Origin of the sequence: Cupriavidus pauculus, from assembly GCF_002858765.1 — a bacterium.
Classification (GTDB): Bacteria; Pseudomonadota; Gammaproteobacteria; order Burkholderiales; family Burkholderiaceae; genus Cupriavidus; species Cupriavidus pauculus_B.
This window is the reverse complement of sequence record NZ_PJRP01000016.1, coordinates 61178-86555: the sequence shown is the minus strand read 5'-3', so window position 1 is coordinate 86555 and position 25378 is coordinate 61178. Positions and strand designations below refer to the sequence as shown.

Below are 25378 nucleotides of genomic sequence, written 5' to 3'. Positions count from 1 at the left end.
TGGCGAAGGGCCTTCCGAGGCGCCCTGCCGGCCGCCCGCGCAACAATGCTGGGCGACCTTGCTGCACGGGTGCGGGAAAGGGCGTATTCTGGCGAACTTGTCTTTCGGGCGTCGTAGGCGTAGTGTTCCGCATCGCCTGGCGCGCCGAAGTGCCGGAGCCGCCCCTCCAGATCAGTTTTGACGGATGAACCAGAAATCCCCTAAATACCCGGATGAACCGCCCTTGCCGTCCACCTGGGATGCCCGCCTTGCCCGCCATTTGGTGCGGCCCCTCAAGAACACCCGTGTCACCCCGAACCACCTGACCACGCTGCGGCTGCTGATTGGCGTCGCCGGCATCGCCTGCATTGCGCAAGGCGGCTACACGTGGAGCAACTGGGGGGCGCTGCTGGTCGTGCTGTCGAATTTTGTCGACCACACCGACGGCGAGTTGGCGCGAATTAGTGGCAAATCGAGCAAGATTGGCCATTTTTACGACCTGGCCAGCGATGCGCTGATTACCGTGCTGCTGTTCGTGGGCTTCGGCATGGCCGTAGCCAATACGACCGCTCCGGGCGGCGCGCCCGAGGCGTTCGGGCCGGTGCTGCGCGGCACGATCGCGGGCCTTGCCGTGGCGCTGATCTTCTTCCTGCGCATGCGTATAGAATCGCGGGTTGGCAAAAGTGGCACCAAGCAGGCGTCGGCGGGCGGCTTCGAAACCGAAGACGTGCTGTACCTGCTGCCGCTGGTGACGCTGACCAATGGCATCGGTCCCTTCCTGACCGCCGCCTCGATCGGCGCACCGCTTTTTGCCGTGTTGGTCATCATCGATTACTGGCGAGTCATGCGGCGCCCCCAGCCAGTCGCAACCTCCACCGAACACTGAGGCAGCCCATGCCAGAGCAAGTTACCGGCGACATCGCCATTGCGCCGCAGTTGGCGCGCGAAGCCGAACCCGTGGTCGTGCGTCCGGCCGCGCGCCGCCCGGACGCCGCCGTGGCCGGCGTGGTGTCGCAACTGAACACCCCTGCCCTGCGCCAGGACTTCGACCGCCAGGGCGCCTTCCTGTACCTGGACCAGTTCCTGGGCCCGGACGAAACCGCGCAACTGGAGGCGCTGGCCCGCTCGCTGCAGTCCGGCCTGAACCGCAACTACCTGCCCGGCCACAAGCAGGGTGGCAGCGTCAGCCGCCACACCATCGACGAAAAGGCGCCGTTCATCGCCGAGCTGTACCGCTCGAAGGCGCTGATCGGCTGGCTGGAAGACGTGACGGGCGACAAGCTCCAGGTTTGCCCGGAAACCGACCCCCACGCCTACGCGCTCTATTACTACACGCGCCAGGGCGACCATATCGGCTGGCACTACGACACGTCCTATTACGATGGCCGCCGCTACACGCTGCTGATCGGCGTGCTGGACGAATCGACCTGCCGGCTCGACTACGAACTGCATACGCGCAACCCCGACGTCGCGGACGAACCGGGTTCGGTGCAGATCCCGCCGGGCGGCATCGTGCTGTTCGACGGCGACAAGCTGCGCCACCGCATCACGCCGGCTGGTCCGAACGAGATCCGCGTGTCGCTGACGTTTGAATATGTGACCGATCCGGGCATGCGCCCGTGGCTGCGTTTCATCTCCAACATGAAGGATGCCGTGGCCTACTTCGGGTTCCGCCAGGTGTTCCGACGCCTGCTGGGCGGGAAGTAAGCGGGGTAGTCAGCGGCGTGAATCGTGCAGCTTTCATTCTTCTGTCGGTAGGCGCGGCGCTGTTTGTCGGGCTGCTGGCCTGGCAGGGCTTTGGCGCGGTGACCACCACGCTGATGTCGGCCGGCTGGGGGCTGGCCGTGGTGGCCGCGTTCCATCTGGTGCCACTGGCGCTCGATGCCGGCGCCATCGCCGTGCTGCTGGATCGCAAGACCCGGCACGGATCGTTCTGCAGTGCACTCAAGGCGCGCTGGACCGGGGAATCGGTCAACAGCCTGCTGCCGGCCGGCCAGATCGGCGGCCCGGTGCTGATGGTGCGCTACCTGTCACATCGCGGCGCGCGCATGCGCGACGCGGCGGCCGCCATCACGGTCAGTACCACCACCCAGGCGCTCTCGCAGATGCTGTTCGCGCTGCTGGGCATTGCCGTGTTCGGCGCCAACGACGACATGTCCGAGTACCGCACGCCGATCATCGCCGTCACCGTGGTGCTGGGCGCCTGCGTGCTGGCGTTCTGCGAGCTGCAGCGGCGCGGCATGTTCGGCCGCATGATGCGCATCGGGCAGAAACTGTTCGGCAAGCGCGCCGAGTCCACCGATGGCGCCGATGCCGAGGGCGGACACGGCAGCGACGCCAAGCCGGGCCGCTGGGCCGGGCTGGCCCTGCGTGCCGATGCCGTGGACAGTGCGATTCGGGAACTCTATCGCGACCGCAAAAAGGTCGCGGCCAGCTTCGGGCTTAACCTGCTGGGCTGGATCGCCGGCACCGGCGAGGTCTGGCTGATCCTGCATTTCCTGGGGCACCCGGTGAACTGGCACGAGGCACTGCTGCTCGAAAGCGTGGGCCAGGCCATCCGGGGTGCCGCGTTTGCCATTCCGGGGTCGCTCGGTGCGCAGGAAGGCGGATACCTGCTGCTGGCGCCGCTGGTGGGCCTGCCGCCCGACGCCGCGCTGGCGCTGTCGCTGGCCAAGCGCGTGCGCGAGCTGGTGCTCGGCATTCCCGGACTGGTGTATCTGCATTTCAGCGAACGGAAGTTCCAGCGCCGTCGCGCCGCGCACGCCCTGTCGGCTGATCGGGGCTAGCGCGGCCCATTCATTACTCATGAGAACAACGTGATGCGAGCAATCATTCTTGCCGCGGGCCTTGGCCTGCGACTTCAGCAACAGCCGGGCAAGCAGTTCCCGAAATGCCTGTTGCGCTTTGACGGGCTCACGCTGCTCGAACGTCACCTGCGCCTGCTCGACGCCGCCGGCGTGACCGAAGTGGTGCTGGCGCTCGGCTTCGAGCCGGACCAGGTCAAGGAAGAGCTGGCCCGTATCGGCCGCGACCTGGAAGTGGTGATCAACCCGCGCTACGACCTGGGCAGCGTGCTGACCGTGCATACCGTGGCCGACGCCATGACGCGCGGCGGCGACGTGCTGCTGATGGACGCCGACGTGCTCTACGACGAGCGCATCATGACCAAGCTGGTGGCCGGCGACACCGTGAACCGCCTGCTGATCGACCGCGACTTTGAAGCCGGCGACGAGCCCGTGAAGCTGTGCGTGAAGGACGGCGTGCCCGTGGAACTGCGCAAGCAGCTCATGGCCGACCTGCAGTACGACACCATCGGAGAGTCGGTGGGCTTCTTCCGCTTCAAGGAAGACTGCGCCCGCCGCCTGGCCGAAATCGTCAAGGGCTACGTCGACTCCGGTCGCGCCAACATGCCGCACGAGGAAGCCGTCCGCGACCTGCTGCTGGAACAGTCCCACGTATTCGACACCGCCGACGTGACCGGCGCCCCCTGGATCGAAATCGATTTTCCCGGCGACGTTTCGCGCGCCGCCGAAGAAGTCCTGCCCCAACTTCTGCCCGTAGGAATCGCCCAATGAACGCCATCGACCCGAACCTGCTCGCCACCTCCGGTACTTCGGTACCCCTCTCGCGCGCCGCGCGGCTGCGCCAGATGCTGCTCTCGAACGAGCTCGAATTCATCATGGAAGCCCATAACGGCCTGTCCGCGCGCATCGTGCGCGAGGCCGGCTTCAAGGGCATCTGGGCCTCGGGCCTGGCCATTTCGGCCCAGTTCGGCGTGCGCGACAACAACGAGGCCAGCTGGACCCAGGTGGTGGACAACCTGGAATTCATGGCCGACGCCAGCGACCTGCCCATCCTGCTGGATGGCGACACCGGCTACGGCAACTTCAACAACGTGCGCCGCCTGGTGCGCAAGCTCGAACAGCGCGGCATTGCCGGCGTCTGCATCGAGGACAAGATCTTCCCGAAGACCAACAGCTTCATCGGTGGCGAGCAGCAGCCGCTGGCCGATATGGACGAGTTCTGCGGCAAGATCAAGGCCGGCAAGGATTCGCAGGCCGATGACAACTTCTCGATCGTGGCGCGTGTGGAAGCGCTGATCGCGGGCTGGGGCATGGAAGAGGCGCTGCGCCGCGCCGAGGCGTACCGCCAGGCTGGCGCAGATGCCATCCTGATCCACAGCAAGCTGTCGAAGGCCGACGAGATCGTCGCGTTCGCGCGCGAATGGGGCAACCGCGCCCCGCTGGTGATCGTGCCGACCAAGTACTACAGCACGCCGACCGACGTGTACCGCCGCGCAGGCATCAGCCTGATCATCTGGGCCAACCACCTGATCCGCGTGGCCGCGTCGGGCATGCAGGCCGTGGCGAAGGACATCTACGAGAACGAGACGCTGGTCAATGTGGAAGACCGCATCGCCACCGTCAACGAGATCTTCCGCCTGCAGGATGCCGACGAATACTCGGCCGCCGAGAAGATCTACCTGACCGGCGGCCAGGCGCCGGGTTCGGCCGTGGTGCTGGCCGCGGGCCGTGGCAAGGGCCTGGAGGCACTGACCGAGGACAAGCCGAAGGTGATGCTGCCGGTGGCCGGCAAGCCGCTGCTGCGCTGGCTGGTGGACGGCTTCAAGAACCAGGGCATCAACGACATCACGGTGGTGGGGGGCTACAAGGCCGAGGCCATCGATGCGGCCGGTATCAACCTAGTGCGCAACGACCGCTACGCCGAAACCGGCGAACTGGCGTCGCTGGCCGCTGCCGCCGACACGCTGCAGAACGACACCGTTGTGGCCTATGGCGACCTGCTGTTCCGCAGCTACATCCTGCGCGATCTGGTGGATACCGATGCGCCGTTCAGCGTGGTGATCGATTCGTCGGAATCGGCGCCGTCGAACCAGAGCGTGCGTGACTTTGCCTGGTGCTCGGCATCGGACGATCGCGACCTGTTCGGCCAGAAGGTGCTGCTGAAGAAAATCTCGGACGACGTGCCGGCCGGCCACGCCCCGCATGGCCGCTGGATCGGCCTGATGAACGTCCGTGGCGAAGGCCGCGCGCGCCTGCAGAAGCTGCTGGGCGAACTGCGCCAGCGCCCGGACTTCGACAAGCTCGACCTGCCGGACCTGCTCAACGCGCTGGTCGCCGCCGGCGAGCAGGTGGAAGTCAAGTACGTGCACGGCCACTGGCGTGGTGTGAACGACCTGGAAGACTTCCGCCGCGCCGGCGATTTCGCGCACGGCCAGACGCCGTTCGCGGTGGGCAACGGCGAGGCCGCTCAATGATCGAGGCGGTCCAGTTCGTGGAGGCCGCGCGCGAGCGCGGTTTTGAATGGTATGCGGGCGTGCCCTGCTCGTACCTGACGCCGTTCATCAACTACGTGGTACAGGACCCGTCGCTGCACTATGTGTCGGCCGCCAACGAAGGCGACGCCGTGGCGTTTGTCGCCGGGGTGACGCAGGGCGCGCGCAACGGCGTGCGCGGCATCACGATGATGCAGAACTCGGGCCTGGGCAACGCGGTGAGTCCGCTCACGTCGCTGACTTGGACGTTCCGCCTGCCGCAGCTGCTGATCGTGACGTGGCGTGGCCAGCCCGGCGGCGCATCGGACGAACCGCAGCACGCGCTAATGGGCCCGGTGACGCCGCAGATGCTCGACACGATGGACGTCCCGTGGGAGCTGTTCCCGACCGAGCCGGAGGCCGTGGGCCCGGCACTGGATCGGGCCATCGCCCATATGGACGCCACGGGCCGCCCGTACGCGCTGATCATGCAGAAGGGCAGCGTCGCGCCCTACCCGCTCAAGTCGCAAAAGGGCCCGATCGCGCGTGACAAGGCGTTGCCGGAGGTGTCCCGCACCGGCGCGGCCACGCTGCCGAGCCGCACGGAAGCACTGCAGCGCGTGATTGCTCATACGCCGGTCGATTCGACCGTGGTCCTGGCATCCACCGGCTTCTGCGGCCGCGAGCTGTACGCGCTGGACGACCGGCTGAACCAGCTCTACATGGTGGGCTCGATGGGTTGCCTGACGCCGTTCGCGTTGGGCCTGGCGCTGGCGCGCCCGGACCTGAAGGTGGTGGCGATCGATGGCGACGGCGCCGCGCTGATGCGCATGGGCGTGTTCGCCACGCTGGGCGCCTATGGCCCGGCCAACCTGACGCACGTGCTGCTGGACAACAACGCCCACGATTCCACGGGCGGCCAAGCCACGGTGTCGCACAACGTGTCGTTTGCCGGTGTGGCGGCGGCGTGTGGCTACGCGTCGGCCATCGAGGGCGACAACCTCGCCATGCTCGACGACGTCCTGGCCCGCGCGGCCACGGCGACGGCTGGCCCGAACTTCGTGTGCCTGCAGACGCGCCCCGGCTCGCCGGACGACCTGCCGCGCCCGTCGGTGACGCCTGTGCAGGTGTCCACCCGCCTGGGCCGCCAGATTGGCGCCGACCAGGGCAACGCCAATCACGCCTGATCCAAGGCCTGACTCCAACCCGCTTGAGAAAACGCATGCTGCTTCTGAATCCCGGCCCCGTCACGCTGTCCGAACGCGTCCGCAAGAGCCTGCTGCAAACGGACCTGTGCCACCGCGAAAGCGAGTTCTTCGACCTGCAGGACGAAGCGCGCCAACGGCTGCTCGACATCTACGGGCTCGACCCGGCCACCTGGACGGCCGTGCTGATGACCGGCTCCGGCACCGCGGCGCTGGAAAGCATGATCGCCGGACTGGTGCCGGCGCAAGGCAAGCTGCTGATCGTGCAGAACGGCGTCTATGGCGAGCGCATCGCCCAGATCGCCACGCAGTACCAGATCCCGCACACGGTGGTGAAGCACGAGTGGATGGAAGCCCCGGACCTGGCGCGTATCGACGCGGCGCTGGCGGCTGACAAGGCGATCACCCACCTGGCCGTGATCCAGCACGAGACCACCACGGGCCGCCTGAACGACCTGCCGGCCATCGACGCGCTGTGCCAGGCGCGCGGCGTGCGCCTGCTGGCCGATACGGTCAGCAGCTTCGGCGCCGAGGCCATCGACTTCGGCGGCAACATCGACGCCGTGGCGGCCACGGCCAACAAGTGCCTGCACGGCGTGCCCGGCGCGGCCTTCGTGATCGTGCGCCGTGCGGCGCTGGCCCATGCGGTGAGCCGCACCTACTACCTCGATATCGCCCGGTACGCGAAGCAGCAGGACCAGCGCAACACGCCGTTCACGCCGTCCGTCCACGCGTTCTATGCGCTGGTGGAAGCGCTGCGCGAACACAGCGGCGAAGGCGGCTGGCAGGCGCGCCACCAGCGCTACGCCGCGCTGGCCGAGGAAGTCCGCAGCGGCCTGGCGGCCCTGGGCATCGAGGCATTGTGGCCGGCGACACAGTCGTCGGTGGTGCTGCGCGCGTACAAGCTGCCGCAGGGCGTCACGTACGAGCAACTGCACGATGGGCTCAAGGCGCGCGGCTTCGTGATCTATGCCGGCCAGGGCGGCCTGTCGTCGCAACTGTTCCGGATCTCGACCATGGGCGCACTGACAGCGGCCGACATGCATCGGCTGATCGCCGGCTTCCGCGAACTGCTGCGTCGCTGATCGGCGGTGCCGAGGCTGACTATCTGGTCAGCCTCGGCATGTTTTACGGATTCGGTCCCGCCGGATCCGGAATCCCCCACGTCAAGTCTGGTCGTAGACCCACACCGAACCGTCAGACAGCCTGACGGCGATACGCACCTTGCCGTTCGCGTCCAGCGCGCTCACAAAGTCCGTCGCCGTGCCATTGCCGCCCTGTTTCCCACCCTCTATCGAAAGTGCGGCGCGGGGCGGGGAGGATTGGGTTGCGGCGTATAGCCAGGTACCTGGATGTAGGGGGCGATGATTAGCGGGTACTGTGCCGCGCCGTTGATCTGCTGATCGTAGGGGGGCGTTGTGATGACACCCCCTCGCGCGAGCGGCTCGGTGTGCAACACCGTCGCTTCGCGTTTGCCGTCGGTGAGCCCGCGTTGGGTACTCAGGACTTGCGGTCGGCTGTCCGCTTGCGAGGCGGCATTTGCTGGGGCGGATCCCAACGTCGAAAGCAAGATGATCGCCGCGAATCTCAGCATTTCAGCTCCAGATATTCTGATGCGAATGTCGTGACTGTAGCGCAATCGGGCGCCCAGTCGATTGTAGAGGTTGTGCGGATTTGTCACCCCGAACCGCATTGCGAGGGGCTGACCCGCGGGGACGTTGGTCTCCGCATACGACTCCATGCCGCTATCTACATCATCGGCAGTCAGGGAAGAAACCTTGACCCCACGATCGAGGGGTGACGCCGCCACGAACATGCGGCCGTCGCGGAACGACCACGCCAGTCGCCTGGGATTGCCGGGACTACCCGATCGTCACTCGGGCCGGGGCCGGGCGGGCACACTGGAGATCGATGGCTTGATCCGAAACGCTTCCACGGCGGCGGCCACCGACGTGCCGCGCCCAAAATCGCCTACCTGTTGTTCAAGTCCTTCGGCGCGAAGCATGTCGCGGGCGCTGGCGTGCGGGGCAACCAGGCGCAGGCGGATGCCCGTTGCCTGTAGTTCCTTGCACAGCGCGGCAAGCATGCGCGCGCCGGCAAGATCCACGACGGCACACACGGACAAGTCACAGAGCACCAACTGCGGCGGCGCTGCACAGTCAGACATCATTTTCCGGACGCTGGCACGCACGTGCTCGGCATTGAAGTAAAGCAAGGCGGCCTCCGGCCGGAAGATCAATACCCCGGGGATGGGCTCGTTGTCCGGATGCCGCTCGATGTCCGAAAACACGTCGGTACCCGGGATCCGCCCCAGGCGGGCAACATGGGGATGCGCAGATCGGCGAATGATCAGCAGCATCGACACAAGCACGGCAACGATGACGCCCTTGAGGATGCCCAGCAGCAGCACGGCGGCAAACGCCACCATGGATACGGCAAACTCGAACTTGCTGACCTTCCAGACGTGGCGCAATTCCCGGACGTTGACGAGTCCCTTGACGGCCACCAGCACGATCGCGGCCAAGACCACATTGGGAAGGTTGGCCAGCAAGCCGGTCAGGAACATCAGACACAGGCCAATGGTGACCGACGCAAACACAAGCGCCAGGGGCGTCTTCGCGCCCGCCTGGTCGTTGACGGACGATTGCGACAACCCGCCCGCCACGGGATAGCCCTGGAAAAGTCCGGTCCCGAGGTTCGCGGCGCCCAACGCAAGAAGTTCCTGCCGAGGATCGATCTCATCCCCGTGGGCCTGCGCGATGGCTCGCGCGGCCGACACGCTTTCCACGTAGGACAGCAACAGGCAGGCGAAAGCGAGTGCGACCACGCCTTCGACATCGCGCGGCCGCAACGTCGGCAGCCGGAACTCCGGTAGACCCTGCGGCAGCGCCCCCACGACCTTGAAGCCGAACGCAGCGAGCGAAGTGGTCGACAGAAGCGCGATGGAAACCACCACGACGCCAAGTGCGACCGGGCGCCCGGGCAGGAATTTCTCGCCCAGCAGCAACACCATGATCGCCAGGAGTCCGAACCCCAGTACCGCAAGATTCGCTTGAGGCACTTGCTGCGCAAGGATGGCGATCCGCTCGAAAAAGAACTCCCCGCCACCTTTGACGCCGAACAGTTTGGGTAGCTGGGTCAGGGCAATGGTGAGCGCCGCGCCTGCCTTGAATCCGAGAAGGATCGTCTCGCTAATGAAATTCACAAGCGAACTCAGCCGGAAGAGCCATGCGACCAGGCACATGGCTGACACAAGTAGCGCAGTCAGGGATGCAATCGCCGCCCAGCGGACGGGGTCGCCGTCGGCCATGCCCGCTACGCTGACGCCCACCAGCATCGAGATGGCCGAAGTCGGGCCAATGGCAAGCAGCCGCGACGAGCCGAAGACGGCGTAGCACAGGCCCCCGGCAAGGTAGCAATAGATGCCGTACTGGGGCGGAAGGCCAGCCAGAGACGCGTATGCGAGCGACACGGGGATGCCGTATGCCGCCAGGGTGACGCCAGCCACAACGTCGCGCGCCAGCCAGGGAAACCGGTAGTTTTTCAGCCATTGCGCGGGTGGGAACCAGCTATGCCGCGATCCGACAACCGCCGTGCGGGACTCTCGTTGTTCCGACGCCGATTCAGTGTCCATGGCCGGCCCCTTGAAGATTCTGACACCACAGCAACCGGGGGCGGTTGCGGTATTCGCATCGGCGATGGCGCTACGGATTGCGTCCGATGCCGCCGGTTCATTGCGCCGCCGCTCGCACGGCTTGCGAATATCCGATGGTCAACGTATGCCGCCATGACCTCTCGCTCAATTGGCCCAAAGGACTACTGGTCCAAGGTCCAATGAATGATGAAGGTGCAACTACCTATACTCCGGGCGAAAGCAGCTTCATTCGGAGCTGGGCCGCCTATTTCCCGAAAGAACATTTCTTCCTGCCTGGCATTTGCGTGAAGTGCCCTCTGCATCGCAGTAAAGCACTTCGCGTCGGAATGCCAAGCCTTCTTCATCGATGTACCCATCCGTGAGGGAACCATGAGCGACATGTCAGAGCAGAAGGTCACGCCTTATGACCAGTTCAATTACGAGGTATCCGAAGACATCTTTCCGCGCGAGGGCATTTCTGCCAATGCAGCGGCAGCGATTGTGATCAGCGACGAGTGGACCGACACGAATCCGATGCTCAACATGTCGTCGTTCGTGACCACTTTTGCCGAACCGGAGGCCCGGGAAGTTGCTTCACGAAATATCTTCAAGAATTACATCGACCATGACATGTATCCGCGGCTCTTCGCCATGGAGGCCCGCATGGTCCGGTGGCTCCACGAGTTGTGGAATGGGCCAAAGGGCCTCGAGCCCTATGGGACCTGCACCGTTGGTTCCTCGGAGGCCTGCATGCTGGCGGGCCTGGCACACAAATGGAACTGGCGCGAAAAGCGTCGCGCGGCGGGCAAGGACGCCACGCGGCCAAACATGGTGACCGGCGGGAACGTGCAAATTGTCTGGAAGAAGTTTATGCGCTACTTCGATGTCGAGCCGCGAATCGTGCCGCTCAAGCCGGGGAATTACTGCCTGACGGCGGAAGAACTCGACAACTATGTCGACGAAAATACCATCTGCGTCGTCGCGATTGCCGGACAGACATTCACCGGTGAGGATGACGACATTCAGGGGATCCATGACTGGCTGGACGCCTACGAAAAGCGCACCGGTGTGTCCATCCCAATGCACATCGATGGCGCGTCGGGCGGATTCGTCAATCCCTTCCTGTATCCGGATTACGAATGGGATTTTCGTCTGCCGCGTGTGCAGTCGATTAATGCTTCCGGTCACAAGTACGGCTTGACGCCTCCCGGCCTGGGATGGGTCGTGTTTCGCGAGCGCAAGATATTCAACGAGGAGCTGGTTTTCTACGTGAATTACCTTGGCGGCGAAATGCCAACGGCCACGCTGAACTTCAGCAGAAATGCCTTTCAGGTCGCGGTGCAGTATTACCAGTTTCTGCGACTCGGATACGATGGCTACAAACGCGTGATGCAACACACGCTGGATAACGCCATCTATCTACGTCAGCGTCTGGTCGAGAGCGGGTATTTTGCCATTATGAATACCACCCAGAGAATTCCGGTGGTAGCCGTAACGCTCAACAAGCAGTACACGAATTTCAACGAGTTCGACGTATCGAACAAGGTCCGTGAAAAGGGTTGGGTGCTGTCGGCCTATACGATGCCGCCGAACGCTGAATCCGTCACGAGCCTGCGCGTGGTCGTGCGTCCGCACGTTAATCACAACGTTGCAGGACTATTGGCCAACGACATCATCAACGCGTGCAAATTCCTTGAGAAGAACGGGGGCAACGCCAAGCCGCCAGCGTTGCACAAGCACGCGGTGGAGCAGTCGACGCCGGTCAAGTGCTGAGTTGTCGCCTGGTATTCTGCCCTTGCAGGCTATCTCGAACAGCGAGAGACAGCGCGACGTCGAAGAGCAGGCTTGATTCAAGCGGGTCGGTGTGCCGATGTTCGTGCTGAACGCAATGGGACGGAGGAGCAAGCCGGGCGACGATTCGCCCATTACAGCTGCTCCTCCACCGGCAGCATCCGCAGCACGCCCTGCTTGAACTTGTCCCAGCTGTTCATATCCGGTTCGCTGGTGTAGGTGCGCACCACCCCGCCCTCGCGCGTCACCCACTGCAGCGATTCTCCGTCGTCGCTGAGCACCACCTGGTAGGCCGCGTCCAACAGCGCGTCGTCAACGCCCTGCGCCAGCATGTCGCACAGTTCCTTGCTGTCGACGATGATCCCCATCTCCGTGTTGAGCCGCGCCGAGCGCGGGTCCAGGTTCAGCGATCCGATAAACAGTTCGCGACGGTCCACCATATAGGTCTTGGCGTGCAGGCTCGCACGGCTGCTGCCGCCCGGACCACGATGCCGCTTCTGCTTGGCCAGTTCGGCATAGGCAGTGGGCTTCAGTTCATACAGGATGACGCCGGCCTTGAGCAGCGCCTCGCGCTTCGGCGCATAGCCGGCGTGGACCGCCGAGACATCGGTGGCGCCATAGGAATTGGTCAGGATGCGCACCTGCACGCCGCGTTTCTGCATGTCGGTCAGCCATGTCATGGCCGAATCCGGCGGTACGAAGTACGGCGAGATCAGCGTCAGATCGTGCTGCGCTCCCTCCATGAACTTCACCAGCTTGGGGATGGCGTGGGTCGAGTCGTCCTCGGGCGGCAGCAGCACCTTGGCCGCGCGATCGGCAATCACGGTCGCCTTGCCCCAGTACTCCGGCAACTGGTCGTCGCGCAAGAGCTGCACGATGCCGGTTTCCAGCAGCGACTGGCCGTAGGGCGTCGCGCGCATGCTGACGGCGTGCTCGTCCAGGTAACTGCGCAGCTTTTGCTGCTGGGTGGTCGCCTCGTCGCCGCTCAACGGCTTGGCCAGCGTCGAGAGCGGGTACACCGCCTCGCTGTTCCAGAAATCGTCGAACACACCTGACACCTCGCGCACCACCGGACCGGCGGCCAACAGATCCAGGTCCGTGAAATCGGTGTCTGCGGCGCCGTAGTACTGGTCGCCGATATTCCGGCCGCCAACGATGGTCAGCTGGTTGTCGGCCGTCAGCGATTTGTTATGCATGCGCCGATTGATGCGCCGGAAATCGGTGACGTATTCAAACAGCCGCACATTGCGGCTGGCGAACGGGTTGAACACCCTGACTTCCACATTGGGATGGGCATCGACGGCAGACAGCGCCTGGTCCTGCCGCGCCAGGTGGATATCATCCAGCAGCACTCGCACGTGCACGCCCCGGTCGGCAGCGGCCATGATCTCGGCCAGCAGCGTCAGGCCCGTGTTGTCGGCATCGAAGATGTAGTACTGCACATCCAGGCTGCGTTGCGCGGTGCGCACCAGGGCGATCCGCATGGCCAGCGCATCGGTGCCCGACAGCAGCGGATAGAAAGCCGACTGGCCCGGGTGCGCGGCCAGCCTGGGCGCCAAGCCGCGCGCCAGCACGGTATCGCCGGTGTCCAGCAGCGCCATCTCGGGCGCCAGCGGCGGTCGTTGCGGCAAGCCGGCACAGGCGCTCAGCAGCAGCGCCAGCATCACCATCAGTGGCCGACCCACTTGCCGGAGCGCAGCTTGCGTGACATGCATCATGCCCCCTCCCCTGATTGTTCCAGCGTGAACAATGGACATGTACAAAAACAACGATAGCGATCTTACCGCGCGCTGCTATCCTTTCGATACTTTCATTTTGATAGCTTTATAGCCCAGCCGCATAAGCTTATGACTACCCTTTTCGATCCGCTCCAGATTGGTGACCTGCACCTGCCCAACCGTATCGTGATGGCGCCGCTGACGCGTCTGCGTGCGGCCGACCCGGTGCACATTCCTAACGCGCTGATGGCCGAGTACTACGCCCAGCGCGCCAGCGCCGGCCTGCTGATTTCCGAAGGGGTGCCGGTTTCGCCCGATGGCGTGGGTTATCAGAACGTGCCGGGCCTGTGGTCCGACGAACAGGTTGCCGGCTGGAAACAGGTGACCGATGCCGTACACCGTGCCGGTGGCCGGATCGTGGCCCAGTTGTGGCATGTGGGCCGTATTTCGGACCCGAGCCTGCTCGATGGCCGTACGCCGGTGGCGCCCAGCGCCATCGCGGCCGGCGGCAACGTCAGCCTGCTGCGTCCGCAGCGTCCGTTCGTGGTGCCGCGCGCGCTGACCGTGGACGAAATCGCCGAAGTCGTGGCCGATTTCGGGCGCGCCGCAGCCAATGCCAAGGCCGCCGGCTTCGACGGCGTGACGATCCACGCCGCCAACGGCTACCTGCTGGACCAGTTCCTGCAGGACGGCACCAACACCCGCACCGATGCCTACGGCGGATCGGTCGAGAACCGCGCCCGCATCCTGCTGGAAGTGGCTGAAGCCGTCACGGCGGTCTGGAGCTCCAACCGCGTGGGTGTCCACTTGGCCCCGCGTTCGCCCAGCCATTCGATGAGCGAAAGCCAGCCGGCGCAGACGTTCGGCTACGTGGCCCAGGCGCTGGGTCAGCGCGGGCTGGGTTTTCTGTTCGTACGGGAATCGCCGGGCGAAGGCGCGTTGCTGCCGCAGATCAAACAGGCGTTTGGCGGCGCGATCATCGCCAATGACGGGTTCGATCAGGACGCCGCCCAGGCGGCGCTGGACAGCGGCAATGCCGACGCGGTGGCATTTGGCCGCGCCTACATCGCCAACCCGGATCTGGTGGACCGCCTGAAGCAGCGCGCCGCGCTGAACGCGGTAGACCCCGCCACGCTGTACGGCAGCCCGGGCGAGCCGGCCCAGGGCTACACCGACTATCCGACACTGACCCAGGCTGCGCAGGCCTGACCCGGTCTGGGGTGCCCGGGACGCTCGGGCGTCCAGGGCACCCGGAACACTTGGCTCAGCCCTGCACGGCCGGCACGGGCTGGATCGGGATCACGGTACGTCCGCCGCATTGGCGCAGCAGGTCGCGCAGTTCCTTGATGACCGGGAATACCTCGTGGTTCCAGTCCTCGCCCTGACGGTCGTGGGCGGCCTGCTCCATCTCCACGATCTCGCGGTCTTCCTTGAAGATCCGCTCGGTAAACCAGACCAGCAGCGGCCACGCCGCGTCCAGCAGCAGCGGCACACCGGGACGCCGGATCGACAACATGCCGAACGTACGGTTGGTACGCTGCGCGGCATCCAGCGGCACATAGGCGATCCACAGGTCCATCACCAGCGTGCCGGACCCCGAGACGATCCGCAGCGTCTGGTAGGGATAGCCGGTGCGCACCGTCATCACATCCTTGTTGTTCTGGCCGCCGTCCTTGCCGAACACCAGCGCCTCGCCCACGGGCTGCTTGCCGCCCTCGCGTTCGAACACATAATCGACCTCGACAAAGTCGTCGCCCCGGCGCCGGCCAAGGGAACGCGCCCGCATCATGCCCATCTGCTTGCGGTGCAGGAACTGATGGTTCATGTCCATCAGGTTCTCGTGCATGAACGAGTAGTGGCACTTGACCTCGCGCCCCAGGCGGCGGGTCTTGTACTTGGGGTCGGCTACCGAGGCAAACTCGGGCAGCGGCTTCTGGTCGGCCAGCCCCGGATCGCCCGGGAACACGAAGATCAGCCCCGCCCGCTCCTGGCACGGATACGCGCGCACGCCGTTGGGCAGCCGTTCCTTGCCCAGGTACGGCACGTCGACGCAGCGGCCCGAGCAGTCGTAGGTCCAGCCGTGGTAGCAGCAGCGGATGGATTCCCCCTCCACTACGCCGGCGTTCAGCGGCACCTGCCGGTGCGCGCAGCGGTCTTCCAGCGCGAATATCTTGCCGGTGGCGGTGCGCACCAGCACGATGGGGTCACCGGCAAACTTTACGCCGTGCGCGCGGCCGGCCTTGACCTCGCGCGACCAGGCCAGCGGATACCAGTGATCGGGGTGAATCGGCACGCGGCGCAGGTCGCGCGGCGGCGCTTCGGGCAACGTTGGCGGCGCCGCCGACGCGGATCCGCCTGCGGCCGCGTTGTTATCAAGTTCGTTGGTACGGCGGTCAAGCGCAGACTCTGCATACATGCGGGACGTCTCCTTGGATCCAGGCACTCGATCTCCAGCGCCCGCATGACGCGGCGGGAAGCATCGGGCAGGAATCTTTTGAGTCTAACCCAACGGCGGCCGCCGGTCTGTCAGCTTTTATCCGACTGGCGGCCCGGGCTGCCCCGCGTCTGGCGGCGGCGCCGCGTCCGGCTCGCGCGCCGGCGCACGGTCGACCTCCAAAAGGGTGAGAATCAACCTGGCCACGCGCTAGACGGCTGATTTGCAACACATTTGCGACGGCCTCCGGGGAATGCCCTGTCTCGGGTTATCCTTTCAGACTACGAAACCAGAGACATGCCAGCCCCTCCGATCATGTCCCGCTCCGCCCCCGTGCCGGTGCCGCACCGCGACACCGGCGACGACGCCTCCTATCGCACCCTGATCGAGTCGATCTACGACTACGCCATCTTCCGGCTCGACGCCACCGGACACGTCATGAGCTGGAATGCCGGCGCCGCCCGCATCAAGGGCTACAGTCGCGACGAAATCGTCGGCCAGCATTTTTCGCGCTTCTATACCGAAGAGGCCAAGGCGCGCCACTGGCCTGACACGGAACTGGAGGCCGCCGCCCGGCTGGGCCGCTTCGAGGACGAAGGCTGGCGCGTGCGCAAGGATGGCACGCAGTTCTGGGCCAACGTGATCATCACCGCCCTGCACGACGAACACGGCAAGCTGATCGGCTTCGGCAAGGTCACACGCGACATGACCGCGCAGCGCGCCACCGCCGAGGAACTGCGCCAGAGCGAGGAAACCTTCCGGCTGCTGGTCGACAGCGTCAAGGACTACGCGATCTTCATGCTCGACCCGACCGGTCATGTCATGAGCTGGAACGCCGGCGCGTCGTACATCAAGGGCTACCGCCGCGACGAAATCATCGGCCAGCACTTCTCGGTGTTCTACCCGCCGGACGACGTGGCCGCCGACAAGCCGGGCCGCGAACTGGTCATCGCCCGCGAGATGGGCCGGGTGGAGGACGAAGGCTGGCGCGTGCGCAAGGACGGCTCGCTATTCTGGGCCAACGTGACCATCACCGCGGTCTACGACGAAACGCGCGCCCTGCGCGGATTTGCCAAGGTCACGCGCGACATGAGCGAGCGCAAACGGCTTGAGGAACTGGAGCAATCGGAACGGCGCATGAACGAATTCCTGGCGACACTTTCCCATGAACTGCGCAACCCCCTGGCACCGATCCGCAACGCGCTGACCGTGATGCAGATGCGTCCCGAAGACCCGCAGGCCATGCAGAAGAGCGTTGGCCTGGTCGAGCGACAGATGTCGCACCTGACACGGCTCGTGGACGACCTGCTCGACGTGGGCCGCATCGCCGCCGGCAAGATCGAACTGCGGCTGGAGCCGCTCGACACCCGCGACATCATCGCGCTGGGCATCGAGGCTGCCGACCCGGCACTGGCGGCGAAGTCGCAGACCGTGACCGTGACCACCGACACCATGCCGCTGCCGCTTCACGCCGACCGCACCCGGCTGAGCCAGGTCATGCAGAACCTGCTGCTCAACGCATCGAAATTCTCGTCGCCGGGCGCGCAGATTGCCATCTCCGCATCGGTCCGCCACCGTACGCAGGTGATCCAGGTCATCGACCATGGGCGCGGCATTGCGCGCGAATCGCTGGAGTCGATCTTCAACCTGTTCGCGCAGGAAGACCGGCCCGGCAGTACCGCGCAAGGCGGGCTGGGCATCGGCCTGTCGCTGTGCCGTTCGCTGGTGGAAATGCACGGCGGGTCGATCGCCGCCACCAGCGAAGGCCCAGGTCTGGGTGCCACGTTCACCGTGCAACTGCCACTGGCGGCAACCGCCGACACGCCCAGCAGCAGCGGCGGCACGCGCCATGGCGACGGCCACGAGCGCCGTGTGCTGCTCGTGGACGACAACCGCGACGCGGCCGACAGCATGTCGATCCTGCTGGAAATGTCGGGCCATCAAGTGACGATTGCCTACGACGGCATGGAGGCCATCCACGCCGCCGCGCGGGTGCGGCCCGACGTGGCCCTGATCGACCTGGCCATGCCCGGTATGGACGGCTTCGCGGTCATCCACGCGCTGCGCGGCATGCCGGCGCTGTCCGGCACCCGCTACGTGGCACTGACCGGCTTCGGCCAGGCGTCGGACCGCGAACAGACCGCCGCCGCGGGCTTCAACGTGCATCTGGTCAAGCCGGTGGAACTCGACGTGCTGCTGAAGGTGATTGCCGGAGACTGACGCGCGCGCAGCGGTAACGGACAGACCTGCCCTCTCCCCCAGCCCCTCCCCCCGCACGCGGGAGAGGCGCGCAAACACATAAACGTCTTGCATGCCGATGTTGCTCTCCCCCTCTCCCGCCTGTTCAGACCGGGGACATCGCGGACCCAGCGGGAGAGGAGTCGGGGGAGAGGGCGAGCGCACCCGGCGCGCGCCGTCATCCGCCCGGCAGCGCCCACACCCGCCCATCCCCGACCGGATAGAGCCGCTCACCCTCGCCCGCCCGCACCGTGGCGTGCCCGATGAACGCGCCGAACGCCGGCAGGATCATCCCCCGCCCGCCCACCACGAAGCACGGCAGCCGCAGCGCATCGGCGCCCGTGCCGCGCAGCACGCAGGCGGGATGCAGGTGCCCGGCCAGCGCGTAGCCCTCGGCACGCGCGCCCGGTTCATGGCACAGCGCGAACGGCGGCGCCACCAGCGGTTCGGTCACCACGGTAAAGCCCAGTTCGGGCGGCGGATCGCCGGCGTGCGTATCATGATTGCCCCGCACGAGCGTGCAACGCACGCGCGACGGCATGGCGCGGCGCCAGTCATGCAGGGCCAGCAGCACCGCCGCCGTGCGCGCGGCCCGCGCGTGCAGGAAATCGCCCAGAAACACCAGTTCCCGCGCCGGATAGCGCCGCGCCAGGTCCAGCAACCGGGCCAGGTTGTCGGCCGTGGTGCCATGCGGCACAGGCTGCCCCAGCGCCCGAAACGCCGCCGCCTTGCCGATATGGACGTCGGCTGCCATCAGCATTGCCGCAGCCGGCCACCAGACCGCATGCTCGGGCAGCAGCCAGAGTGTCTCGCCGGCCAGCGTCACCGCCTGCCCGCCCATCTGGCCGGGCGTCATGTCTGCCGAGGTCATAACAGCGGAAGCGGTTTCGACGGCTTGCGCGGCCGCCGGGGTTTGCGCGGGCCCGCCGGCCCGGCGTGGTCGGCCATGCCGAAGCGCGCCAGTTCGGCCACGCGCGCCGCGTCCACGGCGGGCGGGGTATCGTGCATCGGCCCTCGGTAGGTGTCGCCCGTGCCACCCGTGCCGCCGGTGCCGCTATCGGGCTGCGCGGCCGCCTGTTCCAGCTCCGCCAGCATCCGCGCGATGCGGTCGGCCAGCTTCTCGGTGCTGAGCTTTTCGCGCAGGAACTCCACGATCAACGGAAAGGCCAGCGGCGACGGCCGTTGCAGCGCGCGAAGATCGAGCCGCCGCATTGCCATCCGTTGCAGCGTATCGGCCAGCCGGTGCGCGTCCAGTTCCTGCATCAGCACCTCGCGCTCGGCCTGCCCCAGCAGCAGGTTGTCCGGATCGTGCTTGCGGAAGACCTCGTAGAACAGGCTCGACGATGCCTGCAGTTGCCGCGCGCTGTGATGCGCGCCGGGATAGCCCTGGAAGATCAGGCCGGCCACGCGTGCGATCTCGCGGAACCGCCGCAGCGACAGTTCCCCGGCGTTGAGGCTGCCCAGCACATCGGCGGCCAGGTCGCGCTGGCGTTCTTCGGCCAGCACCTGCGGCAGCCACTGCGCCCAGTCCACCGGCGCCGACGCCAGCAGTTCCAGCCCGTAGTCGTTCACCGCCACCGAAAACGTGGCGGGCACCTTCTGGCCCAGCCGCCACGCCAGCAGGCTGCCCAGCCCCAGATGCACCGAGCGCCCCGCGAACGGATACAGGAACAGGTGCCAGCCTTCGCGCGAATGCAGGCTTTCCGCCAGCAGGGTGTCCGGCGACGGCAGCGCCGACCAGCGCGCCTGCAACGCCACGATCGGGGCGATCAGGGGCAGTTCCGGCGTGCTGGCCGGGTCAAGCCGGCCCGCCTGCACGGCGTCGAGCGTGCCCACCACGGCGTCGGCCAGTTCGGTCGACAGCGGCATCTTGCCGCCGTTCCAGCGCGGCACCGACGGCCGCTTGCCCGTGGCGCGCCGCACATAGGCCGTCATCTCCTGCACGCGCACCAGTTCCAGCAGGCGGCCGCCGAACAGGAAGCAGTCGCCCGGCGCGAGGCGCGCGATAAAGCCCTCTTCCACCGTGCCCAGCGACGCGCCGCCGCTGCCGGCGCGCGTCCAGAAGCGCACCTGCATCGATGCATCGCTGACGATGGTGCCCACGCTCATGCGATGCCGCCGCGCCAGTCGGGCATCGGGCACACGCCAGACGCCCGCGTCGTCGGGCATCGCGCGGCGGTAGTCCGGATACGCCGACAGCGTGGGCCCGCCCTGCCGCACGAAGTCCAGGCACCAGTGCCATTCGTCGCCGGTCAGGTTGCGATAGGCCCAGGCCTGGCGCACCTCGGCCAGCAGTTCGTCGGCCTGGAAGCCGCCGCCCAGCGCCACGGTCACCAGATGCTGCGCCAGCACGTCGAGCGGCTTGTCGGGCGATTCGCGCGCCTCGATACGCCCGGCCTGGATTGCCAGGCGCGCCGCCACCGATTCCACCAGTTCCAGGCTGTGCGTGGGCACCACGGTCACGCGCGACGCGCGGCCCGGCGCATGCCCCGACCGCCCGGCCCGCTGCAGCAGCCGCGCCACGCCCTTGGGCGAGCCGATCTGGAGCACCCTCTCCACGGGCAGAAAGTCCACGCCCAGGTCCAGGCTCGATGTGCAAACCACGGCACGCAGCGCACCATTCTTGAGGTTCAGTTCGACCCATTCACGCACGGCGCGGTCCAGCGAACCGTGGTGCAGCGCGATCTGCCCGGCCCAGTCCGGCCGCGCATCGAGCATGGCCTGATACCAGATTTCGGCCTGCGAACGCGTGTTCAGAAAGACCAGCGACGTGCTGCTGGTCTCCAGTTCACGCAGCACGTGCGGCAGCATCGACAGGCCCAGATGGCCGGCCCACGGAAAGCGCCCGGCGGCATCGGGCAGCAGCGTATCGACGATCAGCGTCTTGGGCGTATGACCGTGTACCAGCACACGCCGATGCTCGGGGATGCCAGCCAGCAGCACGTCGCGCGCAAGATCGAGGTTGGCCAGCGTGGCCGACAGGCCCCAGACGCACAGGTCCGGCTGCCACTGGTGCAGCCGCGCCAGCGCCAGTTGCACCTGCACGCCGCGCTTGCTACCGATCAGCTCATGCCATTCGTCGACCACGACCAGGCGCACGCGGCCAAGTGCCTCGCGGGCATCGGCACGGGTCAGCAGCAGCGACAGGCTTTCGGGCGTGGTGACCAGCGCGGTCGGCAGGCGCCGGGCCTGGGCCGCGCGCTCGCTGCTGCCGGTGTCGCCGGTGCGCAGCGCCACGGTCCAGTCCAGTCCCAGTTCCGCCAGCGGCGCCTGCAGCGCGCGCGTGGTATCGGCGGCCAGCGCCCGCATCGGCGTCAGCCACAGCACGGTCAGCGGCGGCGGCAGCGCGCCAGCACGCTTGGGCGGCACCGCGTACGCCAGCAGCGCGCCCAGCCACGCCGCATAGGTCTTGCCGGTGCCTGTGGTGGCGTGCAGCAACCCGCTCTTGCCCTCCCCGATGGCCTGCCACACGGCGCGCTGGAACGCGAACGGTTGCCAGTGCCGCGCCGCGAACAGCGCCGGCAGCGATTCCGCCACCGGCGGGGCCTGGACGAACGGTGCGTCTTCGGCACTCATGCGGCATCGCTGGCCGGCGCCGCCGGCAGCATCGCTTCGAGCGTATCGAGCGTGTCGGCTTCATCCACCGGCTTGTCGGTACGCCAGCGCAGCATGCGCGGAAAGCGCACCGCAATGCCGCTCTTGTGGCGCCCGCTGCGGCCGATGCCCTCGAAGCCCAACTCGAACACCTGGGTTGGCCTAACGCTGCGCACCGGGCCGAACTGCTCCACCGTGGTCCGTCGCACGATGGCGTCGACCGCGCGCATTTCTGCGTCGGTCAGCCCCGAATAGGCCTTGGCGAACGGCACCAGCGCGCGGTCGGGCGTGCCGGGCGGCGCATTCCAGACCGCGAACGTGAAATCGGTATAGAGGCTGGCGCGGCGTCCGTGGCCGCGCTGCGCGTAGACCAGCACGGCATCCACCGTGTACGGGTCGATCTTCCATTTCCACCAGATGCCCACGTCGCGCGTGCGCCCCGCCCCGTAGGCCGCGTCGGCTGCCTTGAGCATGAAGCCTTCCACGCCCTGGGCGCGCGATGTGTCGCGCAGCCGGGCAAAGTGCGGCCAGTCGTCGGCCTCCACGAGCGGGCTCAGTTCCAGCGCCGGGTGGATATGGTCGGCAACCACCCGCGCCAGTTGGGCGCGGCGTTCGGCCTGCGGACGGGGGCGCCAGTCCTGGCCCTGCCATTCCAGCAGGTCATACGCCATCAGGATGGCCGGCGCCTCGCGCAGCAGCTTCGCGCTGACGGACTTGCGGCCGATGCGCTGCTGCAGCAAGGCAAACGGCTGCACGCGGCCGTCAATCCAGACGATGATCTCGCCGTCGAGCACGGTACCGTCCGGCAGCCGCTGCGCGACCTCGGCCAGTTCCGGAAAGCGCTCGGTGATCAGTTCCTCGCCGCGCGACCATAGCCAGGCCTGGCCGTCGCGGCGCACCAACTGGGCGCGGATACCGTCCCATTTCCACTCCACCTGCCAGCGCGCCGGGGCACCGAGCACGGCGTCGAATTCCTCGACTGGGGCCTGCAGCGGGTGGGCCAGAAAGAACGGGTAAGGCTGGCCGCCGCGCGCCGGACCGCTGCCCCCACCCTCGCCTTCGGTGCGTTCCGGCGCGATCAGGGCCAGGAAGCGCTCGGGCGTGGACAGCGCGCGGATGTCGGTATAGCCGACCAGGCGCTCGGCCACGCGTTTCGGATCGATACCGGCCACCTCGCCCAGCGCCCGCGTGACCAGCAGCTTCGACACCCCCACCCGGAAGCTGCCCGTGATGAGCTTGAACAGCACCAGCCGGCCGCGCGCATCTAGTGGCCGCCACAGCGCGTCCAGCGCGTCGTTCAGCACCTCGGGCGGCTGGCCGCGCGCCAGGTCGCGCAAGGGCAGCACGCGCTGTTCGACCCACTCGGCCAGCCCGGCGGCGTCGACATGGTCGGCGTCAGGCAGCAGCAAGGCGATGGTTTCGGCCAGGTCGCCCACGGCCTGGTAGCTTTCCTCGAACAGCCATTCGGGCAGGCTGGCCGCCCGCTGCGCCAGCGCGCGCAGCGCGGCCACCGGCACGATCTGGCGCGGCTTGCCGCCCGACAGAAAGTAGACCGCCCACGCGGCGTCGGCCGGCGCGGCGCTGCCGAAGTAGCGGGCCAGCGCCGCCAGCTTGGCCTTGCTCGACGTGGTGCCGTCGAGTTCGCTGTAAAGGTCGGCGAACGCTTTCATTCGGCGCCCTCCCCGGTGGGAGCGCCTGTGGGAGCGCCTGTGGGTGCATCGGCGGGTGCGTCGGCCACCGCCACGTCGGACGCCGACTCGGCGGCGGCGCCCGTGGCGTCGTCGTCATCGCCGAACTCGGTGCGAAATCCCTGCGCGTCGAGCCCCTGCTCGCACAGGTAGCGCACCATCACGGGCACGTTGCCGTGGGTGACGATCACGCGCCGGGCGCCCGTGGCGACGATGGCCGACAGCAGTCCGGGCCAGTCCGCGTGGTCTGATAGCGCAAAGCCGCGATCCACGCCGCGCCGCCGGCGCGTGCCACGCAACTGCATCCACCCGCTGGCGAACGCGTCGGACGCCTCGCCAAACCGCCGCAGCCAGGTAGACCGCTGCGCCGATGGCGGCGCCAGTACCAGCGCCCGGCGCAGGGCCGGGCTCCGCGCGGGCAGGTCGGCCGTGGTCATGGTCGGAGGCAAGGCCACGCCCGCCGCCGCGTAGGCCTGATTCAGCGCGGTCATCGCGCCATGGGCGACGATCGGGCCGGGCATCGCCAGCGCCGCGCCGGCATGGCGCATCAAGCCGTTCAGGATGCGCTGGGCCTTGCCGAACGCGTAGCAGTACAGCACGCTGGCCCGACCCGCGGCCGCATTGGCCTGCCACCAGTCGAAGATCTCCGCCATCAGCGCACCCTCGCGCGGCCAGCGGTAGATCGGCAGGCCGAACGTGCTTTCGGTGATGAACGTGTCACAGCGCACCGGCTCGAACGACGCGCAGGTGCCTTCCGGCTCGACCTTGTAGTCGCCCGAAGCCACCCAGACCTGGCCGCCGTGTTCCAGCCGCACCTGCGCCGACCCCAGCACGTGGCCGGCCGGATGCAGGCTCAGCGTCACCCCGTGGTGCGTCATGCGCTGGCCGTATGGCAGCGTGTCGAGCGATATCCCCGGCAGGCGGGCCCGCAGCACGCCCCGCCCAGAATCGGCGCAGAGGTACTGGCCGTTGCCGGGGCGGGCGTGGTCCGCATGGGCGTGCGTGATGACCGCCCGCGCCACCGGGCGCCAGGGGTCGATATAAAAGTCGCCGGGCGGGCAGTACAGCCCTTGCGGCGTGGCCACGATCAGGTCCGATGCGCTATCCATCCTGATATCCATCCCGATTCAGCCGGGCGCGCCCTTCTGGCGGGAGCCGCCGCCATGCTGCGCGCGGTCGGCCTTGGCCTGGCCGCGAATATTGAGCAGGGCCAGGGCAAACTGCAGCACCACCAGCGCCCAGGCGCCCGTGTACCATCCCCAGCCCACCCACATCGCGTTGCTGGCCAGGAAGCACCAGAACCCCGCCTTGCGGCGGCGCGGCGATTCGCTGCCCACCAGCCAGGTGGCCAGCACGGTCACAGCCATGGCGGGCCATTGCAGCGCATCAAGCCAGTTCACGGTCACCCTCCGTCGTCCGATGCTCCAGACTAGGCTCCAGCGCCGGCCGCCGTCAGCCGGGGCGATCCCGTTCCCGTGTCGGCGCATTCTCACATTGCCCCGGGGTGTTACCGATAAGGCGTTTCCATCGAACCGCATCCGGCGGAGCCGATTTTTGTTGTCCCGTCAATCAGCCGGACGCCGATAGTGTGAGCTATCAATCTCTCCTAGAATGGGTTGGATCACTATTCCGCCGGTCCTGCGGCTGGCCACCCCAACCCATCAGAGCGACGCCCATGCGCACCGAAAACCAGCGACTTGCCGATCTCCTGCGCGCTGAACACGAAAGCATCCTGCGCGGCTGGATGACGGAATACCACAACTATGCCGAAGGCCGCGGCCTGACGCAGAACGTGGCGGCCGAACAGCAGGCCATCCATCCT

The 25378-nt window shown here is 66.9% G+C and carries 20 protein-coding genes; 10 read left to right on the top strand and 10 right to left on the bottom strand.

The genetic code is table 11. The features are described 5' to 3' along the window. The first annotated feature begins 184 nt into the window (after positions 1-184). Genes CYJ10_RS26095 through CYJ10_RS26065 form a run of 7 tightly spaced genes read left to right on the top strand, consistent with a single transcriptional unit; the run spans position 185 to position 7544 of the window. Positions 185-865, top strand: coding sequence for a CDP-alcohol phosphatidyltransferase family protein (locus CYJ10_RS26095; protein WP_101684344.1), 681 nt, complete (start codon positions 185-187; stop codon positions 863-865). Positions 866-873: 8 nt separating this feature from the next. Next, a complete protein-coding gene (locus CYJ10_RS26090) occupies positions 874-1686 on the top strand; it encodes a HalD/BesD family halogenase (protein ID WP_257993538.1) in 813 nt (270 codons plus the stop codon). Between the two features lie 17 nt (positions 1687-1703). After that, on the top strand, positions 1704-2765 hold the full coding sequence (locus tag CYJ10_RS26085; protein WP_101684343.1) for a lysylphosphatidylglycerol synthase domain-containing protein: 1062 nt from the start codon (positions 1704-1706) through the stop codon (positions 2763-2765). 33 nt (positions 2766-2798) lie between these two features. After that, on the top strand, positions 2799-3554 hold the full coding sequence (locus CYJ10_RS26080; RefSeq protein WP_101684342.1) for a phosphocholine cytidylyltransferase family protein: 756 nt from the start codon (positions 2799-2801) through the stop codon (positions 3552-3554). Then, positions 3551-5257, top strand: a complete 1707-nt coding sequence (gene aepX, locus CYJ10_RS26075) for a phosphoenolpyruvate mutase (protein WP_101684341.1) — start codon at positions 3551-3553, stop codon at positions 5255-5257. Before CYJ10_RS26080 ends, aepX begins: the two co-directional genes overlap by 4 nt. Continuing rightward, positions 5254-6441, top strand: coding sequence for a phosphonopyruvate decarboxylase (aepY, locus tag CYJ10_RS26070; protein WP_101684340.1), 1188 nt, complete (start codon positions 5254-5256; stop codon positions 6439-6441). Before aepX ends, aepY begins: the two co-directional genes overlap by 4 nt. A 35-nt stretch (positions 6442-6476) precedes the next feature. Continuing rightward, positions 6477-7544 (top strand): 2-aminoethylphosphonate aminotransferase, encoded by a 1068-nt coding sequence (locus tag CYJ10_RS26065; protein ID WP_101684339.1) that lies wholly within the window; start codon positions 6477-6479, stop codon positions 7542-7544. A gap of 206 nt (positions 7545-7750) precedes the next feature. On the opposite strand, the gene CYJ10_RS34965 is transcribed toward CYJ10_RS26065, so the two are convergent. Further along, the gene (locus CYJ10_RS34965) at positions 7751-8275 is read right to left on the bottom strand and encodes a hypothetical protein (protein ID WP_257993537.1); all 525 of its coding nucleotides are present in this window, start codon (positions 8273-8275) and stop codon (positions 7751-7753) included. A 57-nt stretch (positions 8276-8332) separates the two neighbouring features. Continuing rightward, positions 8333-10093 (bottom strand): SulP family inorganic anion transporter, encoded by a 1761-nt coding sequence (locus CYJ10_RS26055; protein WP_101684338.1) that lies wholly within the window; start codon positions 10091-10093, stop codon positions 8333-8335. A 390-nt stretch (positions 10094-10483) separates the two neighbouring features. Here CYJ10_RS26055 and CYJ10_RS26050 point away from each other — a divergent pair, with 390 nt between their 5' ends. Beyond that, positions 10484-11866 (top strand): glutamate decarboxylase, encoded by a 1383-nt coding sequence (locus tag CYJ10_RS26050; protein ID WP_101684337.1) that lies wholly within the window; start codon positions 10484-10486, stop codon positions 11864-11866. A gap of 152 nt (positions 11867-12018) precedes the next feature. On the opposite strand, the gene CYJ10_RS26045 is transcribed toward CYJ10_RS26050, so the two are convergent. Next, the gene (locus CYJ10_RS26045; RefSeq protein WP_257993536.1) at positions 12019-13602 is read right to left on the bottom strand and encodes a phospholipase D family protein; all 1584 of its coding nucleotides are present in this window, start codon (positions 13600-13602) and stop codon (positions 12019-12021) included. 129 nt (positions 13603-13731) lie between these two features. Between CYJ10_RS26045 and CYJ10_RS26040 the strand changes: the two genes are divergently transcribed. Next, positions 13732-14811 carry an alkene reductase gene (locus CYJ10_RS26040; RefSeq protein WP_101684336.1) on the top strand — a complete coding sequence of 360 codons (1080 nt, stop codon included), beginning with the start codon at positions 13732-13734 and terminating at the stop codon, positions 14809-14811. Between the two features lie 55 nt (positions 14812-14866). Here CYJ10_RS26040 and CYJ10_RS26035 read toward each other — a convergent pair whose 3' ends face one another. Beyond that, the gene (locus CYJ10_RS26035; protein WP_101684335.1) at positions 14867-16018 is read right to left on the bottom strand and encodes an aromatic ring-hydroxylating oxygenase subunit alpha; all 1152 of its coding nucleotides are present in this window, start codon (positions 16016-16018) and stop codon (positions 14867-14869) included. A 333-nt stretch (positions 16019-16351) separates the two neighbouring features. On the opposite strand from CYJ10_RS26035, the gene CYJ10_RS26030 reads away from it, so the two are divergent. Next, entirely contained in the window at positions 16352-18256 is a 1905-nt protein-coding gene (locus CYJ10_RS26030; protein WP_257993548.1) for a PAS domain-containing hybrid sensor histidine kinase/response regulator, read from the top strand. Between the two features lie 196 nt (positions 18257-18452). Here CYJ10_RS26030 and pdeM read toward each other — a convergent pair whose 3' ends face one another. The 6 genes from pdeM to CYJ10_RS35350 all read right to left on the bottom strand — a co-directional run bounded on the left by pdeM (position 18453) and on the right by CYJ10_RS35350 (position 25375). Next, a complete protein-coding gene (pdeM, locus tag CYJ10_RS26025) occupies positions 18453-19145 on the bottom strand; it encodes a ligase-associated DNA damage response endonuclease PdeM (protein WP_219621520.1) in 693 nt (230 codons plus the stop codon). After that, positions 19142-21850: a ligase-associated DNA damage response DEXH box helicase gene (locus CYJ10_RS26020; protein WP_101684333.1), complete on the bottom strand. Its 2709-nt coding sequence runs from the start codon at positions 21848-21850 to the stop codon at positions 19142-19144. The genes pdeM and CYJ10_RS26020 overlap by 4 nt, the downstream gene beginning before the upstream one ends. Then, a complete protein-coding gene (locus CYJ10_RS26015; protein WP_101684332.1) occupies positions 21847-23538 on the bottom strand; it encodes an ATP-dependent DNA ligase in 1692 nt (563 codons plus the stop codon). Before CYJ10_RS26015 ends, CYJ10_RS26020 begins: the two co-directional genes overlap by 4 nt. Beyond that, complete coding sequence (locus CYJ10_RS26010) at positions 23535-24665, bottom strand: ligase-associated DNA damage response exonuclease (protein WP_180863063.1); 1131 nt, start codon at positions 24663-24665, stop codon at positions 23535-23537. Before CYJ10_RS26010 ends, CYJ10_RS26015 begins: the two co-directional genes overlap by 4 nt. A gap of 18 nt (positions 24666-24683) precedes the next feature. After that, a complete protein-coding gene (locus CYJ10_RS26005; protein ID WP_101684416.1) occupies positions 24684-24956 on the bottom strand; it encodes a hypothetical protein in 273 nt (90 codons plus the stop codon). Between the two features lie 224 nt (positions 24957-25180). Continuing rightward, positions 25181-25375, bottom strand: coding sequence for a hypothetical protein (locus CYJ10_RS35350; protein ID WP_101684330.1), 195 nt, complete (start codon positions 25373-25375; stop codon positions 25181-25183). Positions 25376-25378 lie beyond the last annotated feature (3 nt).